This is a genomic window from Variovorax sp. P2_H12 (genome assembly GCF_056403395.1).
The window spans coordinates 139,878-154,866 of the sequence record NZ_JBFUFO010000025.1; the positions used below are offsets into that span (position 1 = coordinate 139,878).

Below are 14,989 nucleotides of genomic sequence, written 5' to 3' on the forward strand. Positions count from 1 at the left end.
ATGATAGGCGGGCGGCGCAGGCGGTGCATGTCCCAGCCGTGACGCACCGCCGCCTACAATCGCCGCCACTGACTGATGCCATGAAGATACTTATTTCGAACGACGACGGCTTCCAGGCACCCGGCCTCGTCGCCTTGCACGACGCGCTGAAGGACGTCGCCGAGGTCGAGGTGGTCGCACCCGAGCACAACAACAGCGCCAAGTCGAACGCCCTCACGCTGGCCGCGCCGCTCTACGTGCACAAGGCGCACAACGGCTTCCGCTATGTCACGGGCACGCCCGCCGACTGCGTGCACATCGCCCTCAAGGGATTGCTCGACTACCGGCCCGACCTGGTGGTGTCCGGCATCAACAACGGCGCCAACATGGGCGACGACACGATTTATTCCGGCACCGTCGGCGCCGCCATGGAGGCCTATCTGTTCGGCATCCCCGCCATCGCCTTCTCGCAGATCGAGAAGGGCTGGGCGCATGTCGATGCCGCGGCGCGCGTGGCACGGCGCCTGGTCGAGCAGATCGAGCGCGAGCAGATGCTCGGTGGCAATGCCTTCCTTCTCAATGTCAACGTGCCGAACCGGCCCTTCGACGAACTGAAGCCGGTCAAGGTCTGCCGCTTGGGGCGCCGCCATGCGGCCGAAAAGGTGATCACGCAGGACAGCCCGCGGGGCGAGACCATGTACTGGATCGCCGGTGCCGGCGGGGCGAAGGACAGTGGCGAAGGGACCGATTTCCATGCCACTGCCGCGGGCCACGTGGCCTTGACGCCGCTGCAGGTCGATCTCACCGATCACTCGAACCTCGCGCACTGGGGCGACACGATGGCGCGTGTCGCGCGCAGCGCGGCGGGGGGCTGACTTGGGCAACCAACGGCCGGGTTTTCCCGTACGCCTGACGCCCACGGCCTCCGCAGCGACCCGCGGGCGCATGCCCGCCGTGCCGCTCAAGCCGATGGTTCCGACGACGCCCTCGATGGCCTCGGACGCGGTGCGGGCGCGCATGGTCCAGCGGCTCGCCGCCCAGGGCATCGCCGACGCGCGCGTGCTGCGTGCCATGGGCACGGTCGAACGCCATCTGTTCGTCGACAGTGCGCTGGTCAACCAGGCCTACGAGGACACCAGCCTGCCGATCGGTCTGGGCCAGACCATTTCGAAGCCGAACGTGGTGGCGCGCATGATCGAACTGCTGCTCGGCGCGCCGGCCCTGGCCAACAAGCCCGGCGAACGCCTGGGCCGCGTGCTCGAGATCGGTACCGGCTGCGGCTACCAGGCGGCCGTCCTGAGCCATGTGGCGGCCGAGGTCTACAGCATCGAGCGGCTGCGCGGCCTGCACGAGCGGGCGAGGGTGAACCTGCGGTCGTTCCGGCTGGCGACCGTCCATCTGATGCTGGGTGATGGCATGGTGGGCTATCCGAAGGGCGCGCCGTATGCGGGCATCATCGCCGCAGCGGGCGGCGAGGCGGTGCCCGAAGCCTGGACCGCGCAGCTGGCCGTCGGCGGCCGGATCGTCGCGCCGACCCAGTCCGCGACCGGCGGCCAGGCGCTGGTCGTCATCGACAAAACAGCGCGCGGTCTCGAGCGCCGCGTTCTTGAGGCTGTTCACTTTGTCCCCCTAAAATCGGGAATTGCTTGAAGGGAAGAACAATGCAGGGTATTGGCAATCGGAGCTGGCTCTCCGGCGTCACGCTGGTGGGTGTGCTCGTGATTGCGGGGTGTGCCTCACCACGCGGTCCGGTGCCGGTCGAAGACCGCGGCACCATGACGCAAGCGCCGGGCGCGACGAACGGGTCCGGCGTTCCCGGCGGGCCTCCGATCACCACCGATGCATCGGGCAAGCCGCTGCCCGGGATCGAGAACTATGGCAAGCCCGGCTACTACGCCGTGCGACCGGGCGACACCATCCGTCGCATCGGCATCGAGACCGGGCAGACTTGGCAGAACATCGCCCGCTGGAACAATCTCGACAATCCCGACCTGATCGAAGTCGGCCAGGTGCTGCGCGTGATCCCGCCGACCGGCGCGACCGCTGTGGCGGCAGCGCCCGCCACTGACGCCGCGCGGCCCGGGACGCAGCCGATCGTCGCACCGGCCACCGCAGCGGCAGCGGCAGCGGCAGCGGCAGCGGGTCCGGCGGTCAAGCCCGCAGCACCCGTCACCGCCTCGCCGACCCCGCCGGCCGCAGCTTCGGGCGACGAGGACGTGGGTTGGATCTGGCCCGCGCAGGGCTCCTTGATCGCCGGGTTCGACGAATCCAAGAACAAGGGCCTGGACATCGCCGGCAAGGCCGGCGATTCGGTGCTCGCCGCCGCGGACGGGCGCGTGGTCTACGCTGGCGCCGGCCTGCGTGGCTACGGCAACCTCATCATCCTGAAGCACAACAACACCTATCTCACGGCCTATGCGCACAATCGCACGCTGCTCGTGAAGGAGGACCAGTCGGTGCAGAAGGGCCAGAAGATTGCCGAGATGGGCAACAGCGATGCGGATCGCGTCAAGCTGCATTTCGAAATCCGCCGCCAGGGCAAGCCGGTCGATCCGGCCCGCTACCTGCCGACGCGTTAGCGCCATGGCCGCCTCTCGCCCTCATCGCACCGCGGACGTGCGGCGAGTGGCGGGCAACGGCGGCGACATCCAGCCCGAGGCTCGCTTCTCCGAGCAGGACCCGGACGACAGGGCGGGCGACGCGTTGCCGGTCGGACTGGGCGGCGGCGACTCGCTGACGATCTATCTGCGCGAGATCCGGCGCACCCAGCTGTTCACGCCCGACGAGGAGTACCGCACCGCCTGCGCCGCGCGCAGCGGCGACTTCGCCGCCCGGCAGTCGATGATCGAGCACAACCTGCGGCTGGTGGTCAACATCGCCAAGGGCTACCTGGGGCGCGGCGTGCCGATGGCCGATCTGATCGAGGAAGGCAATCTCGGCCTGATGCACGCGATCAACAAGTTCGAGCCCGAGCGGGGCTTTCGTTTTTCAACCTACGCGACCTGGTGGATCCGGCAGGCGATCGAGCGGGCGGCGATGATGCAGGCCCGCGCCATACGCCTGCCGGTGCACGTGGTGCGCGAGCTGCATCAGGTGATGCGGGCCCGCCGCGCGCTCGAGGGTGACGCCGATTTCCTGGCCCGCCGACCCGATGGCGTGCGGGTCGAGGACGTGGCTGCGCTGCTGGGCCGCGAGGTCCAGGAAGTCGCCGATCTGCTGGCGCTCGCCGAGGCGCCGCGCTCCCTCGATGCCGGCGGCGAGCGCGGCGACGACAGTTTCACGCTGGCCGATACCGTGGCTTCGGACGATGAGGGCTGCGATCCCATCGGGGTCACGCAGACGCACGAGGTCGAGAAACTCCTCGACCGATGGATCCTGGTGCTGAGCGAACGGGAGCGCGAAGTGCTCGAAGGCCGCTTCGGCCTGCACGACCGCGATCCCGAGACGCTCGAAGTGCTGAGCGTGCGCCTGGGCCTGACGCGAGAGCGCGTGAGGCAGATCCAGAACGAGGCGCTGGCCAAGATGCGCCGGCAGCTGGTGCGGGCGGGCGTGCAGCGCGACGCGTTCCTGTAGCGGCCGGCGCTCGCCGCCCTCGGCCCTGAGACAATCGGGGGATGACGGAAGCTACAGAGAAGAAGGAAGCGCCCCCCGCGCGCGATGAATGGTTGCAGGTCGAGTCGCTCGATCTCGATGCCCAGGGCGTGGCGCACAAGGCCGACGGCATGGTGGTGTTCATCGAAGGTGCGTTGCCCTTCGAGGAGGTGCGCTTCAACGTGCACCGCAGGAAGAACAACTGGGAGCAGGGCACGGTGACCGCGATCAACCGCGAGTCGTCCCAGCGCGTGCGCCCGGGGTGTCCGCATTTCGGCCTGCACGCGGGTGCCTGCGGCGGCTGTAAGATGCAGCACCTCGATGCGGCGGCACAGGTCGCGGTGAAGCAGCGTTCGCTCGAGGACAACCTCTGGCATCTCGGCAAGGTGCGGCCCGAGAACGTGCTGCGGCCGCTCGAGGGGCCGGCCTGGCACTACCGCTACCGGGCCCGCCTGTCGGTGCGCCACGTGGTCAAGAAGGGCACGGTGCTGATCGGCTTCCACGAACGCAAGAGCCGCTATCTCGCGGACATGAAGGTCTGCCCCGTGCTGCCGGCCCAGGTCAGCGCCATGCTGATGCCGTTGCGCGAGCTGATCGGCTCGATGGAGGCGCGCGAGACCTGCCCGCAGATCGAACTGGCCTGCGGCGATTCGCCCAGCGGCACCGGACTCGGCGTGATCGCCCTGGTGCTGCGGCACCTGGAGCCGCTGTCCGATGCCGACGTGGCGCGCCTGAAGGCCTTTGCGGCACGCAACGAAGGCGTGCAATGGTGGCTGCAGTCCAAGGGCCCCGAGACAGTCAAGCTGCTCGAGGAAGGCGGCCCGGCGCTGGCCTACGGGCTGCCCGAGTTCGGCGTCACGATGCCGTTCAAGCCGACCGATTTCACCCAGGTCAATCCGCACATCAATCGCGTGCTGGTCGGTCGTGCGCTGCGCCTGCTCGACGTTCGGCCGCACGAGCGCGTGATCGACTGGTTCTGCGGCCTCGGCAATTTCACGCTGCCGCTCGCGAGCCGGGCGCGCGAGGTGCTGGGCATCGAGGGCAGCGACACGCTGGTGGCGCGCGCCACCGCCAATTTCGAGCGCAACCGCGCCGCGGTGCCGGGTCGCGGCGAGCTGGTGCCGACCACGTTCGTCGCCCGCAACCTTTTCGAGATGACGCCCGCGATGCTGGTGGCCGACGGCGCCGCCGACAAGTGGCTGGTCGACCCGCCGCGCGAAGGTGCTTTCGCGCTCGCCAAGGCGCTGGCCGATCTGCATCAGCAGGTCGAGCTGCACGACGGCGGCTGGGCGCCGCCCCAGCGCATCGTCTACGTGAGCTGCAACCCCTCGACGCTGGCGCGCGACGCCGGCCTGCTGGTTCACCAGGCGGGCTACCGTTGCACCCACGCCGGCGTGGTGAACATGTTCCCGCACACGGCGCACGTCGAGTCCATTGCGGTTTTCGAGCGCGCATGAAAAAGGGCCCCTCGGGGCCCTTATTCATGCAGCGCCGAAGCGCTCAATCCCGTTCGCCGCCGAAGATGCCCAGCAGCGCGAGCAGGCTCTGGAAGACGTTGAAGAGGTCGAGGTACAGCGCCAGCGTGGCGCTGATGTAGTTGGTTTCGCCGCCGTCCATGATCTGCTTCAGGTCGTACAGCATGAAGGCCGAGAAGATCCCGATGGCGGCGACCGAGATCGCCATCATGCCGGCGCTCGAACCGACGAAGATGTTGATGATGGCGCCGACCATCAGCACCAAGGCGCCGACGAAGAGCCACTTGCCCATGCCCGACAGGTCGCGCTTGATCACGGTCGCCAGCGAGGCCATCACGAAGAAGACGCCGGCGGTGCCGCCGAACGCCGTCATGATCAGCTCGGAGCCGTTCTTGAAGCCCAGCACCATCGCGATCAGGCGCGACAGCATCAGGCCCATGAAGAAGGTGAAGCCCAGCAGCACCGGCACGCCGGCGGCCGAGTTCTTGGTCTTCTCGATCGCGAACATGAAGCCGAAGGCGCCGCCCAGGAAGACGATCAGGCCCAGGCCGCCGGTCAGCGCGCGGGTGATGCCGGTGGAAACGCCCAGCCAGGCGCCCAAGACGGTGGGCAGCAGGCTCAGGGCCAGCAGCCAGTAGGTGTTGCGCAGGACGCGCTGGCGTTCTGCCTGCGGCAGCGTCTGGCCGTAGCCGACGGAGGTGTCGAGGGTGTTGACGCGGTCGTTCATTGCTGAGCTCCTGGGTTGGCTGCAACGCTGCAGTTGGGCGCATTCTAGGGGGCCGCAAGGCCGGACCCGCAGAAATCCCTCATCACCGGACGCATTCCTGCAGTGATTTCGCCTGCTGCGAGGGCGGCTGCCTGCCATCCTGAACGCTATGCTTCAGGGTTGCTCAACTTTGCTGGAAGACCATGAAGACCAAATCCTTTCTCGAACTTGCCGACCTCAAGGCCATCGCCGCCGCAGCCGAAGCCGAGGCGCTCAAGAACAACTGGGCTGTGACCATCGCGATCGCCGACGACGGCGGCAACCTGCTGTGGCTGCAGCGTCTCGACGGCGCAGCGGCCCTGTCGGCTCATATCGCGCCGGCCAAGGCCCACACGGCGGCCATGGGGCGGCGTGAAAGCAAGACCTTCGAAGACATGATCAACGGCGGCAGGACCTCGTTCCTGACGGCTCCGGCCATCGAAGGCCTGCTCGAAGGCGGCGTGCCGATCGTGAAGGACGGCCAGGTGATCGGTGCGGTGGGCGTCAGCGGCGTCAAGTCGAACGAAGATGCGCAGATCGCCAAGGCCGGCATCGCCGCCCTGGGCCTCTGAAGCGCAGCCGCAAAGCAAAACGCCGTCCTCGGGACGGCGTTTGTACGTTGGTCAGCGTGAAAAAAAGCTTGGCTAGTCGGCGAACCGTTGGCTAGCAAAAAACGACCCTTCGGAGATGAATCTCCTCGAGTCGCCCCACGATGAAACTTGCGCGAGGGGCGGGCTGGGTCCTATTTGGTCAGGATCAGCTTGCCGAGTTTGGTGGCTTGCAGACGATAGAGCGAGCCGTTGTGCAGGATGCCGACGGCCTTGCCGCCCTTGAGGAGTTCCGCGCTTTCCAGCAGCGGAGCGGGACGGGCCACTTCGGCGGCAGCGCGACCGCCACCCGCGTGGTCCAGCGACGGATGGTTCAGCACGGTGAAGGCGTTGGGCGTTGCGGACATTCGAAGACTCCTGTGTCGAAGCGGTTGGTTAATGATAACCATTCGCAATTAAAAGTCAATCGCCGCGATTGAATTTTTTGACTTGCGTGCGGCGACTACTTCGGTTCCGGTTCGGTGATGAAGCCGATCTTGCGCACCCCGGCCTGCCGTGCCGCCGACATCGCCTGCGCGACACGCTCGTAGCGCACCGCCTTGTCGCCGCGGATGTGCAGCTCGGGCTGCGGATCCTTGGCCGCCTCGGCGGCCAGCCGGCCGACCACTTCGGCGTCGTCGATCTTCTGCTCATTCCAGTAGTAGCTGCCGTCGGCGGCGACCGTGAACAGGATGTTCTGGGGCCTGGTCTGCTCGGGCTCGCTGCTGGCGCGGGGCAGATCGATGTTCACCGCGTGCTTCATCACGGGCACCGTGATGATGAAGATGATCAGCAGCACCAGCATGACGTCGACCAGCGGCGTCATGTTGATCTCGTTCATGACCTCGTCGGGTTCGTCCTGTGTTCCGAAGGCCATGGCAGTCAGACCTTCTTGAGCGGAACGACCGTGGCTTCGCCGCCGCCGCTCTGGACGCGGGCGCCGGTCACGAAGTAGGCGTGCAGGTCGTGCGCGAAGCTGTTGAGCTTGGTCAGCACGAACTTGTTGCCGCGCACCAGGGCGTTGTAGCCCAGCACCGCGGGAATGGCGACCGCCAGGCCCAGCGCCGTCATGATGAGCGCTTCGCCGATCGGGCCGGCCACCTTGTCGATGGTCGCCTGGCCGGCGGAGCCGATGCTCATCAGTGCGTGGTAGATGCCCCAGACGGTGCCGAACAGGCCGATGAAGGGAGCCGTGGAGCCGACCGATGCGAGGATCGCCAGGCCGCTCTGCAGGCGCGCGGTGAATTCGTCGATGCCGTTGCGCAGGGCGCGGGTGATCCAGTCGCTGACGTCCAGCGCGTCATGCAGATGGGCCTTGGTGTTGCGATGGTGGGCTGCGGCTTCGCGGCCTTCCAGCGCGAGCGCCCGGAACGGGTTGCCGTCGTCCTTGCCGAGCTTGGCGAGGGCGGTGGCGAAGTCCTCGCTGTGCCAGAAGTCCTGCGAGTGCTTCGCGAGGCGCTTGTACCTGATGACGTCGATCGCCTTGATCAGGATCACGATCCAGGACGCGAGCGACATGCCGATCAACAACAGCGCGACAGCCTTGGTGACGAAGTCGCCTTGCTGCCAGACGTTCATCAGGCCAAAGTGGGAATCCATAAATACTCCAAAAAAGAAAGCTATTTCTGAGTGAAGACGACCGGAGCGTCGTACGGCATAGTTTGTGCCACCCCGCCGACCTTGCCGGGAGAGAAGCGGCATCTCGACATCGCCTCTCTCGCCGCCTCGTCCAATCGTTCGTAGCCGCTCGATCGGCTGATTTCGACTTTTTTCGGCAGGCCATCTGCGCCCACGAGAACCGTGAGGATCACTTTGCCTTGCTCGCCCAGGCGTCTGCTCATCGCCGGATACTGGGGCTTGCAGCTCTGCGCGTAGTCGGCGTCGGTGGACGGCAGTTGAACCGAGGGCGGAGCGGGCGGCGCGGCGGGCGGTGCGGGTGGCGCCGGCGGTGCGGGTGGGGCCAACGGTGCCGGGGGTGGAGGCGGCTCGATGCTGCCCGTGGGCGCGTTCGGCGCCGGCGTCGGCTTTGGCTCGCGGATGGCCTGGGGACGCGGCGGTGGCGGCGTTTTGACGACCTGGGGCTTTGGCGCTGGCGGCGGCGGCGGAGGGGGTTCCTTGGGCTTCGGCGGCTCGATGAACTCGCTCAGGATCTCGACCGGAATCACCACCTCGGCCGCGCGGCGCAGCAACCCGCTTTGCAGGGCCCAGAGTGCCGCGACGTGGAACAACACCACGCTGCCGGCGATGATGGCGTTGCGCGACAGGCCAAGGGCCGAGGGAGGCGGGGAAAAGCGGTCAGACACGATCAATCATTCGAATGCGGACGCCCAGAGGTGTCCCGGTGCAGCAAAACCGCTACGCTAACGACTTACTTGCGAAGAATCCACCAGACCGAACTGGCGACCAGGATCAGGCTGCCGCCGAGTGCCGCGAAGAGTTCCATGCGTTGCTTTCCTTGATGGAATTGGCAAGCTGGATCGCCTGGGTGCCGGTTTCGCGGTGAAGCGCGGCGACCGGGTGCGAGGCACTGCATTGCGCGACCACGTCGCGCGCGCAGCTTTCGCACTGGCCGCACTGGGTGGCCACGCCGAGCTCGAACTGCACTTCGTCGAACGTCATCCCGGCGCGTGCATGACGCGCGATTTCACGGTCGGAGATTCGGCGGCAGACGCAGACGATCATGGCGGTGAAGGCGGCTTGTAGCTGGCTGTTTGAAGAAGGCTCGATTATAAATACGAATTCTTCGCATTTGCAATAACTATCGCGGAAGCAGGGTCAGCCGGTCCGCCCGAATATCTAGACTTCGGACCACATGCGCAGCAGGTTGTGATATTGCCCGGTGAGCGCGATCGATTCCTCGCATTCCCCGAGCCGGCCGCGCAGCTTCTCGATCACCTGGTCCAGCTCGAACAGCATGGCCCTCTGGCGGTCGTCGCGCACCATGCTCTGCAGCCAGAAGAACGAGCAGACGCGGGCGCCCCGGGTCACGGGGTGGACGCGGTGCAGGCTGCTCGAGGGATAGAGGATGAGGTCGCCCGCGGGCAGCTTGACCTCGTGCGTTCCATAGGTGTCGACCACCTCGAGTTCGCCGCCCTCGTAGTCCTCCGGATCGCACAGGAACAGGGTGCAGGACAGGTCGGTGCGCAGTTGCTCGCCGGTGCCCGGCACCGAGCGCACCGAACCGTCGACGTGCAGGCCGTAGTGCTCGCCGCCCTCGTAGAGATTGAACAGCGGCGGCACGAAGCGCAGCGGCAGGGCGGCAGAGAAGAACAGGGGATTCCGGGCCAGCGCGCCCAGGATGGTCTTGCCCAGTTCGCGGCCGACCGCGGATTGCTCCGGCAACTGCCGGTTGCGCTTGACCCGGGCGCCCTGGTCGCCGACCGTCTCGCGGCCGTCGACCCACTCGGTGGCGTCCAGGCTGGCGCGAATCTCGCGCACCTGGTCTGCGCTCAGAACGTCGGGGACATGCAGCATCATCTTGCGGTTTCCTCAAAGAAAAAGCCCCGGCGCGGGGCCGGGGCTCGAGTGTCGCAGCCGGAGGATGCGACGGCATTGATCCGCGTCAGAACGCGAAGTTGGCCGTGATGCGGGCCGAGCGCGGGATGCCCGGCACGTAACGGTAGCCGCTCTTGTTGATCGCGGCGACGTATTCCTTGTCGAACAGGTTGTACAGGTTCAGTTGGAGTTCGACGTTCTTGTTGATGCGGTAGGAGGCCATCGCATCGAACACCCAGTAGGCATCGGTGTAGGCCGGTGTGCCGACCGCACCGTCGAAGCCGCGCGTGAGCTTGCCGTTGTAGCGCGCGCCGCCGCCGATGGTGAGTCCGAACGGGAACTGGTAGCTGGTCCAGGCGGTGAACGCCTGTTCCGGCGTGTACGGGATCACGTCGATCCGGTCCGCCGCGTTGGATGAACCGTTGACCTTGGTGTCCATGGTCGTGAGGCCGGCGCTGATGCCCCACTGGTCGGTGATCGCACCGGCCACGCCGAGCTCGATGCCCTGCACCCGCTTCTTGCCGTCCTGGGTGTAGACGGCCGTGTTGGTCGGATCCTGCACGATCTCGTTGCGAACCTCGGTGCGATAGAGCGCCGCGGTCAGCGAGAGACGCTTGTTCAGCACGTCCCACTTGGTGCCGATCTCGTAGGTGTCGGCCTTCTGCGGCGCGAAGTCGACGCGCGAGGCGCTGTTGCCGGTGCCCGAGGCGGCGAGCGAGAAGTTGGCGCCGCCCGGGGGCTGCGCCGAGTTGCCGTAGGCGGCGAAGAAGCTGGCGTTCTCGACCGGCTTGTAGACCACGCCGATCTTGCCGGTCCAGAGGTCGCCCGAGGTCGACAGGTTGGTCGGCGTGATCGGGAAGGTGGGGCCGGTGCCCATCGTGGTCGCCCAGTAGTCGGTGCTGTAGTGGTCGTAGCGCAGGCCGCCGGTCAGCTGCCATTGCTCGTTGATCTTCATCGTGTCGAAGGCGTACAGGCTGACCGTGTCGGTCTTGCCGTAGTTGCCGGTGCCGTTCGGGATCCGGTTGTAACCGATCACGTAGGGGTTCGGGTTGTACAGGTTGGCGACCGGCCAGGAGCCTGCGGGTGCGAAGGTCGTGTTGACCGACGCGAAGCCCGGGCCGAAGTAGTTCGCGTTGTCCTGACTCTCGCGCATCAATTCCAGGCCGATGTTCGCGGTGTGGCTGAAGCTGCCGGTGTTGAACTTCGACGACAGGCTGGTCTGGTTGACGAAGATGTTGTTTTCGACGTCCTTGTTGGTTGGCAGGTTGCGCGTCGTCGTCCAGGTCGCGGGGTTGCTCGGATTGACCGTGTTGATGAAGCCTGCGGTCACGGCAGGCACCGTGCCCCGGTAGGTGTTGGTGTTGCCGACGCGGCTGGCCGTCAGGCCGCCGAGCATGAACGACGTCAGCATGTAGTCCTGCGTGGTCTGGCCCCAGCGCGTGACGTTACGCACCGTCATGTCGGGCGTGATGTCGTGCTCGACGCGGGCCGTGAACATGTTGGCCGTGACGTCGTTGAAGTCGGAGCTGGTGCCGTAGAAGTTGCTGGGGTCGACCTTCGAGGCGTAGTTCAGGAACGTGCGGCGCAGGATCGGCGAATTGATCAGCAGCGCATCGGGCGTGGTGTAGCCGGGCAGGCCGATGGTCGGGACGCCGCCGTCGGGGATGTTGTTCTGCTTGACGTACAGGTAGTCGAGAAACACGCGGGTCGGCGTGTTGAGGCCGAAGGCCAGCGAGGGCGCGATGGCCGAGCGCTTGTTGTTGATGAAGTCGCGGCCGTCCACGCCGGAGTCTTCGGCCACGGCATTCAGGCGGAAGGCCGTGCCCGAGCCGTCGGCGCCGCTCACCACCTTGTTCCAGTCGATGGTGCCGCGCTTGTAGCTCGCGGTGCCGAAGCCGAGCGAGCCCGAGAAGCTGTCTTCCAGCCTGGGCTTCTTGGTGATCAGGTTGATGTAGCCGGTCGGCGAACTGCGGCCGACGTCGGTGCCCGACGGGCCCTTGACCACTTCGACCTGCTCGACGTTGAAGACATCGCGCGAGAACGAACCCAGGTCGCGGATGCCGTCCACGAAGATGCTGCTCGAGGCGTCGAAGCCGCGCATGAAGATCGAGTCGCCGGTCGTGGTGTTGCCGTTTTCGCCGAGGAAGAAGGCGCCGGCACCGGGCGTGTTGCGCAGTGCCTCGGTCAGCGTGGTGGCGCCTTGCTCGCGCATCAGGGTTTCCGGAATCACCTGGATCACCTGCGGGATGTCGATCAGCGGCGCGGTGAACTTCGGGTTGGCCGAGTTGTCGACCTTGAAGTCGGTCGCGGCGCTGTCTTCGACTCGGACTTCCTTGAGGGTGTTCGTGGACGTCTGCGCGCCGGCAGGCAGCGTCAATGCGAGAAGGGTGGCGGCGGCGGCACTGCCGAAGGGGGGCAGCGCGCGCGCGACGGCGTGCTTGCGGCTCTTGATGTAGGCCATGGAGGGATCCCAGGTGAAAGCAAAACTGAGAGCTCGACTGGCGGGTCCCTGCGCGTCCTCGGCGTGGAGGCGGCTGGATTGGCTGGGTGAGCTGATTCGCGGAAGAAGCGAAGTCAGTGAATGATAATGAATCTCAATACGATTGTTAACGCAGCGTTAACGTTGAGAGAAATTTCGGAGGACGCTTGGGTCTATTCGTTGCTCGAGCGCAACTGACAGGGCGCCGGGCGGCTCAGTAGACGTCGCGGCGGTAGCGGCCGCTGGCCTGCAATTCGCCCATCGTCGCCTGACCGGCGATCTGTCGCAGCGCGGCATCGACCCCGGCCGCCATGCCCTGCAGGCGCCCGCAGACATAGATCGCCGCACCGCGGGCGATCCAGGCGCTGACTTCCGCGTGCAGGTGGAGCAGCCGATGCTGGACGTAGAGCCTTTCGGCCTGGTCGCGCGAGAACACCATGTCGAGCCGCTGCAACATCCCTGTGCGCTGCCAGGCCTCGATCTCGTCGCGGCAGAGGAAGTCGTGCCGCGCATGGCGTTCGCCGAAGACCAGCCAGTTGTCGTGCCGGCCCAGGGCCGCGCGGGTGCGCAGATGGCTGCGCAGTCCGGCCAGTCCGGTGCCGTTGCCGATCAGCAGCAACGGTCGTGCGGCGTTGTCGCCGAGCCGGAAGTTGCGGTGCGGGCGCAGCCGCAACTGGACCGTGTCGCCCAGGGGCAGGGTCGACGTCAGCAGGCCCGAGGCGGCGCCGAGCGTGCCGTCCGGATGCTGCTCCTGGCGCACCAGCAACTGCAGCTCGCCGTCGCTGGGGATGGAGGCGATCGAATAGTCGCGTGGGCGTCCGGGGTCGCTCGCGAGGGCGAGTTGCGCGAGATCGCCGGACGCCCAGTCAGGCGCCGGCCCGGCGGCCGGCGTGAACGCCAGGCGATAGACCGGCGCGCCCGCGCTGCCTTCGTTCAACAGGGTGCGGGTGGCAAGGCGCCAGGGAACGGAGATGGTTTCGGGCGGCTCTTCCGGCCCGGCATCCGGTGCACCGCCGCACTGCGCCTGCCAGGCGGCCAGGGTGGCGGGCTCGGCGTTGTCGACCTCGATGCGCTCGAAGCTGCGCCTTGCGCCCGCCGCATGGAGCCATTCGTCGAGCAGGCGGCCGAAGCGGCAGAAGTTGGCGTACTGGCGGTCGCCCAGCGCCAGGACCGCATAGCGCAGCGAGGAGAGCTCGGCCGCCGAGCCCATCACGCGCTCGGCGAACATGCTGGCGCCGTCGGGCGCATCGCCTTCGCCATAGGTGCTGGCGATGAACAGCGCCCGGGGCGTGCTGCGCAGGAGCTCGGCGTCGGCGTCGTTGAGCGACATCACGCGCGCCGGTGTTCCGGCCTCGTGCAGCCAGCGGCCGGTCTGCCAGGCGAGGGCCTCGGCCTGGCCCGTCTGGCTCGCGAACAGCACGAGCGTGGCGGCTGCGGGCTCGTTCCCGGCCAGTGCCGCGGCCCGGCGTGCCATGGCGTCGTGCTGCCGGCGCTGCCGCCCGTAAATGGCCGCGCACAGCGCGATGTAGGCCAGCACGGTGAGGCACGCGGCCAGCGCTCGCAGGGCGGGCTCGGTCATGCGGCGAGGGCCGGGGTCGGCCAGCGATCGCTGGTGAAGGTGCAATGCCCCTCGTCGCCGCGGCGGACGAAGAGCGCGGCGAGCCCATGCCGGTGGGCGAAGGCCAAGCCGTCCTCCGGCCCCAGCACAGTCAGCACCGTGGCGAGTGCGTCGGCCTGCATGCACTCCGGGTGCAGCACCGTCACCGAGGCGAGCGCGTGGCCGACCGGCTCGCCGGTGCGCGGATCGAGGGTGTGCGACCAGCGCCGGCCCTCATGCTCGCGCGCATGCCAGCGGTCGCCCGAGGTCGCGATGGACAGGCCCTCGAGCGCCACCCGATGGGTGGTCCCGGCCAGCGCTTCGACCAGCACCTGCCAGGGGTCGCCGTCGGGGCGACGACCGGCCGCGCGCAATTCGCCGCCGACCTCGACCAGAAAGTCGCACAGTCCGAGCGTTCGCAGCGCGGCGGCAACCTGGTCGACTGCGAAGCCCTTGGCGACGCCCGACAGGTCCAGCGCGGCGGCGCCCGGTTGCACGATCGAGCGCGTGGCGGGGTCGAGCGCCACGCGCTGCCAGCCGACGCGTTGACGCGCCTGCGAGAGTTCGGCCGGGGAGGGCGGCCCTGCGACCGGTGCGTCGGCCTGCGCGCCGAAGCCCCAGAGCGCGACCAGCGGTCCGATGCTCGGGTCGATGGCTCCGTCGCTGGCTGCCGCCCACTGCAGGGCACAGGCCAGCACCTCGGCGAATTCGGGTTCGAGCACGTGCCGGCTGCCGGCGTCGGACCGGTTGAAGCGGCTGATGTCCGAATCGGGCTCCCAGGTGCTCATCTGGGCGACCACGCGATCGAGCGCGCCCTGCGTGCCGGCGCGCACGGCATCCAGCGCGATCATGCGCGGATTGTCGAAGCGCAGCGACCAGGTGGTGCCCATGGTGCGGCCCGCCAGCGTCTGCAGGCTGGACGGATCGGCGCGGCGCGGCCGGGGCGTGTTGGCGTAGCCGCCCGCGCGCCAGGTCGCGAAGGAGGGGCTCGGCTTCCCCTCAGGCGAGGACATGCTCACGGCGCGTCAGGCTCGCGCCCGG

Annotated in this window: 16 protein-coding genes; 6 read left to right on the plus strand and 10 right to left on the minus strand. The window is 67.5% G+C overall.

Going from position 1 to position 14,989, the window contains the following annotated elements:
- Positions 1-80: 80 nt before the first annotated feature.
- From surE to rlmD, 5 genes are read left to right on the plus strand one after another with little or no spacing between them, the layout of a single operon-like run.
- Positions 81-854, plus strand: a complete 774-nt coding sequence (gene surE / locus AC1DYK_RS19745; protein WP_478167845.1) for a 5'/3'-nucleotidase SurE — start codon at positions 81-83, stop codon at positions 852-854.
- A 1-nt stretch (position 855) separates the two neighbouring features.
- Positions 856-1,629 carry a protein-L-isoaspartate(D-aspartate) O-methyltransferase gene (locus AC1DYK_RS19750; protein ID WP_478167846.1) on the plus strand — a complete coding sequence of 258 codons (774 nt, stop codon included), beginning with the start codon at positions 856-858 and terminating at the stop codon, positions 1,627-1,629.
- An 11-nt stretch (positions 1,630-1,640) separates the two neighbouring features.
- On the plus strand, positions 1,641-2,558 hold the full coding sequence (locus AC1DYK_RS19755; protein ID WP_478167847.1) for a peptidoglycan DD-metalloendopeptidase family protein: 918 nt from the start codon (positions 1,641-1,643) through the stop codon (positions 2,556-2,558).
- Between the two features lie 4 nt (positions 2,559-2,562).
- A complete protein-coding gene (locus AC1DYK_RS19760; protein ID WP_478167848.1) occupies positions 2,563-3,552 on the plus strand; it encodes a sigma-70 family RNA polymerase sigma factor in 990 nt (329 codons plus the stop codon).
- A gap of 41 nt (positions 3,553-3,593) precedes the next feature.
- Positions 3,594-5,027 carry a 23S rRNA (uracil(1939)-C(5))-methyltransferase RlmD gene (gene rlmD / locus AC1DYK_RS19765; protein ID WP_478167849.1) on the plus strand — a complete coding sequence of 478 codons (1,434 nt, stop codon included), beginning with the start codon at positions 3,594-3,596 and terminating at the stop codon, positions 5,025-5,027.
- Between the two features lie 43 nt (positions 5,028-5,070).
- On the opposite strand, the gene AC1DYK_RS19770 is transcribed toward rlmD, so the two are convergent.
- Positions 5,071-5,772: a Bax inhibitor-1/YccA family protein gene (locus AC1DYK_RS19770; protein ID WP_478167850.1), complete on the minus strand. Its 702-nt coding sequence runs from the start codon at positions 5,770-5,772 to the stop codon at positions 5,071-5,073.
- Between the two features lie 182 nt (positions 5,773-5,954).
- Here AC1DYK_RS19770 and AC1DYK_RS19775 point away from each other — a divergent pair, with 182 nt between their 5' ends.
- The gene (locus AC1DYK_RS19775; RefSeq protein ID WP_478167851.1) at positions 5,955-6,362 is read left to right on the plus strand and encodes a GlcG/HbpS family heme-binding protein; all 408 of its coding nucleotides are present in this window, start codon (positions 5,955-5,957) and stop codon (positions 6,360-6,362) included.
- A 170-nt stretch (positions 6,363-6,532) separates the two neighbouring features.
- On the opposite strand, the gene hemP is transcribed toward AC1DYK_RS19775, so the two are convergent.
- The 9 genes from hemP to AC1DYK_RS19820 form a co-directional block, all read right to left on the minus strand.
- Positions 6,533-6,745 carry a hemin uptake protein HemP gene (gene hemP, locus AC1DYK_RS19780; RefSeq protein ID WP_478093588.1) on the minus strand — a complete coding sequence of 71 codons (213 nt, stop codon included), beginning with the start codon at positions 6,743-6,745 and terminating at the stop codon, positions 6,533-6,535.
- A gap of 95 nt (positions 6,746-6,840) precedes the next feature.
- Positions 6,841-7,254, minus strand: a complete 414-nt coding sequence (locus tag AC1DYK_RS19785; protein WP_478167852.1) for an ExbD/TolR family protein — start codon at positions 7,252-7,254, stop codon at positions 6,841-6,843.
- Between the two features lie 5 nt (positions 7,255-7,259).
- Positions 7,260-7,976 carry a MotA/TolQ/ExbB proton channel family protein gene (locus AC1DYK_RS19790; protein WP_478167853.1) on the minus strand — a complete coding sequence of 239 codons (717 nt, stop codon included), beginning with the start codon at positions 7,974-7,976 and terminating at the stop codon, positions 7,260-7,262.
- Between the two features lie 20 nt (positions 7,977-7,996).
- Positions 7,997-8,683, minus strand: a complete 687-nt coding sequence (locus AC1DYK_RS19795; RefSeq protein ID WP_478167950.1) for an energy transducer TonB — start codon at positions 8,681-8,683, stop codon at positions 7,997-7,999.
- A gap of 103 nt (positions 8,684-8,786) precedes the next feature.
- Positions 8,787-9,059, minus strand: coding sequence for a (2Fe-2S)-binding protein (locus AC1DYK_RS19800; RefSeq protein WP_478088183.1), 273 nt, complete (start codon positions 9,057-9,059; stop codon positions 8,787-8,789).
- Between the two features lie 114 nt (positions 9,060-9,173).
- Entirely contained in the window at positions 9,174-9,854 is a 681-nt protein-coding gene (locus AC1DYK_RS19805; protein WP_478167854.1) for a Fe2+-dependent dioxygenase, read from the minus strand.
- Between the two features lie 85 nt (positions 9,855-9,939).
- A complete protein-coding gene (locus AC1DYK_RS19810) occupies positions 9,940-12,333 on the minus strand; it encodes a catecholate siderophore receptor Fiu (RefSeq protein WP_478167855.1) in 2,394 nt (797 codons plus the stop codon).
- A gap of 232 nt (positions 12,334-12,565) precedes the next feature.
- The gene (locus AC1DYK_RS19815; RefSeq protein WP_478167856.1) at positions 12,566-13,930 is read right to left on the minus strand and encodes a sulfite reductase subunit alpha; all 1,365 of its coding nucleotides are present in this window, start codon (positions 13,928-13,930) and stop codon (positions 12,566-12,568) included.
- Positions 13,927-14,967: an FAD:protein FMN transferase gene (locus tag AC1DYK_RS19820; protein WP_478167857.1), complete on the minus strand. Its 1,041-nt coding sequence runs from the start codon at positions 14,965-14,967 to the stop codon at positions 13,927-13,929. The genes AC1DYK_RS19815 and AC1DYK_RS19820 overlap by 4 nt, the downstream gene beginning before the upstream one ends.
- Positions 14,968-14,989 lie beyond the last annotated feature (22 nt).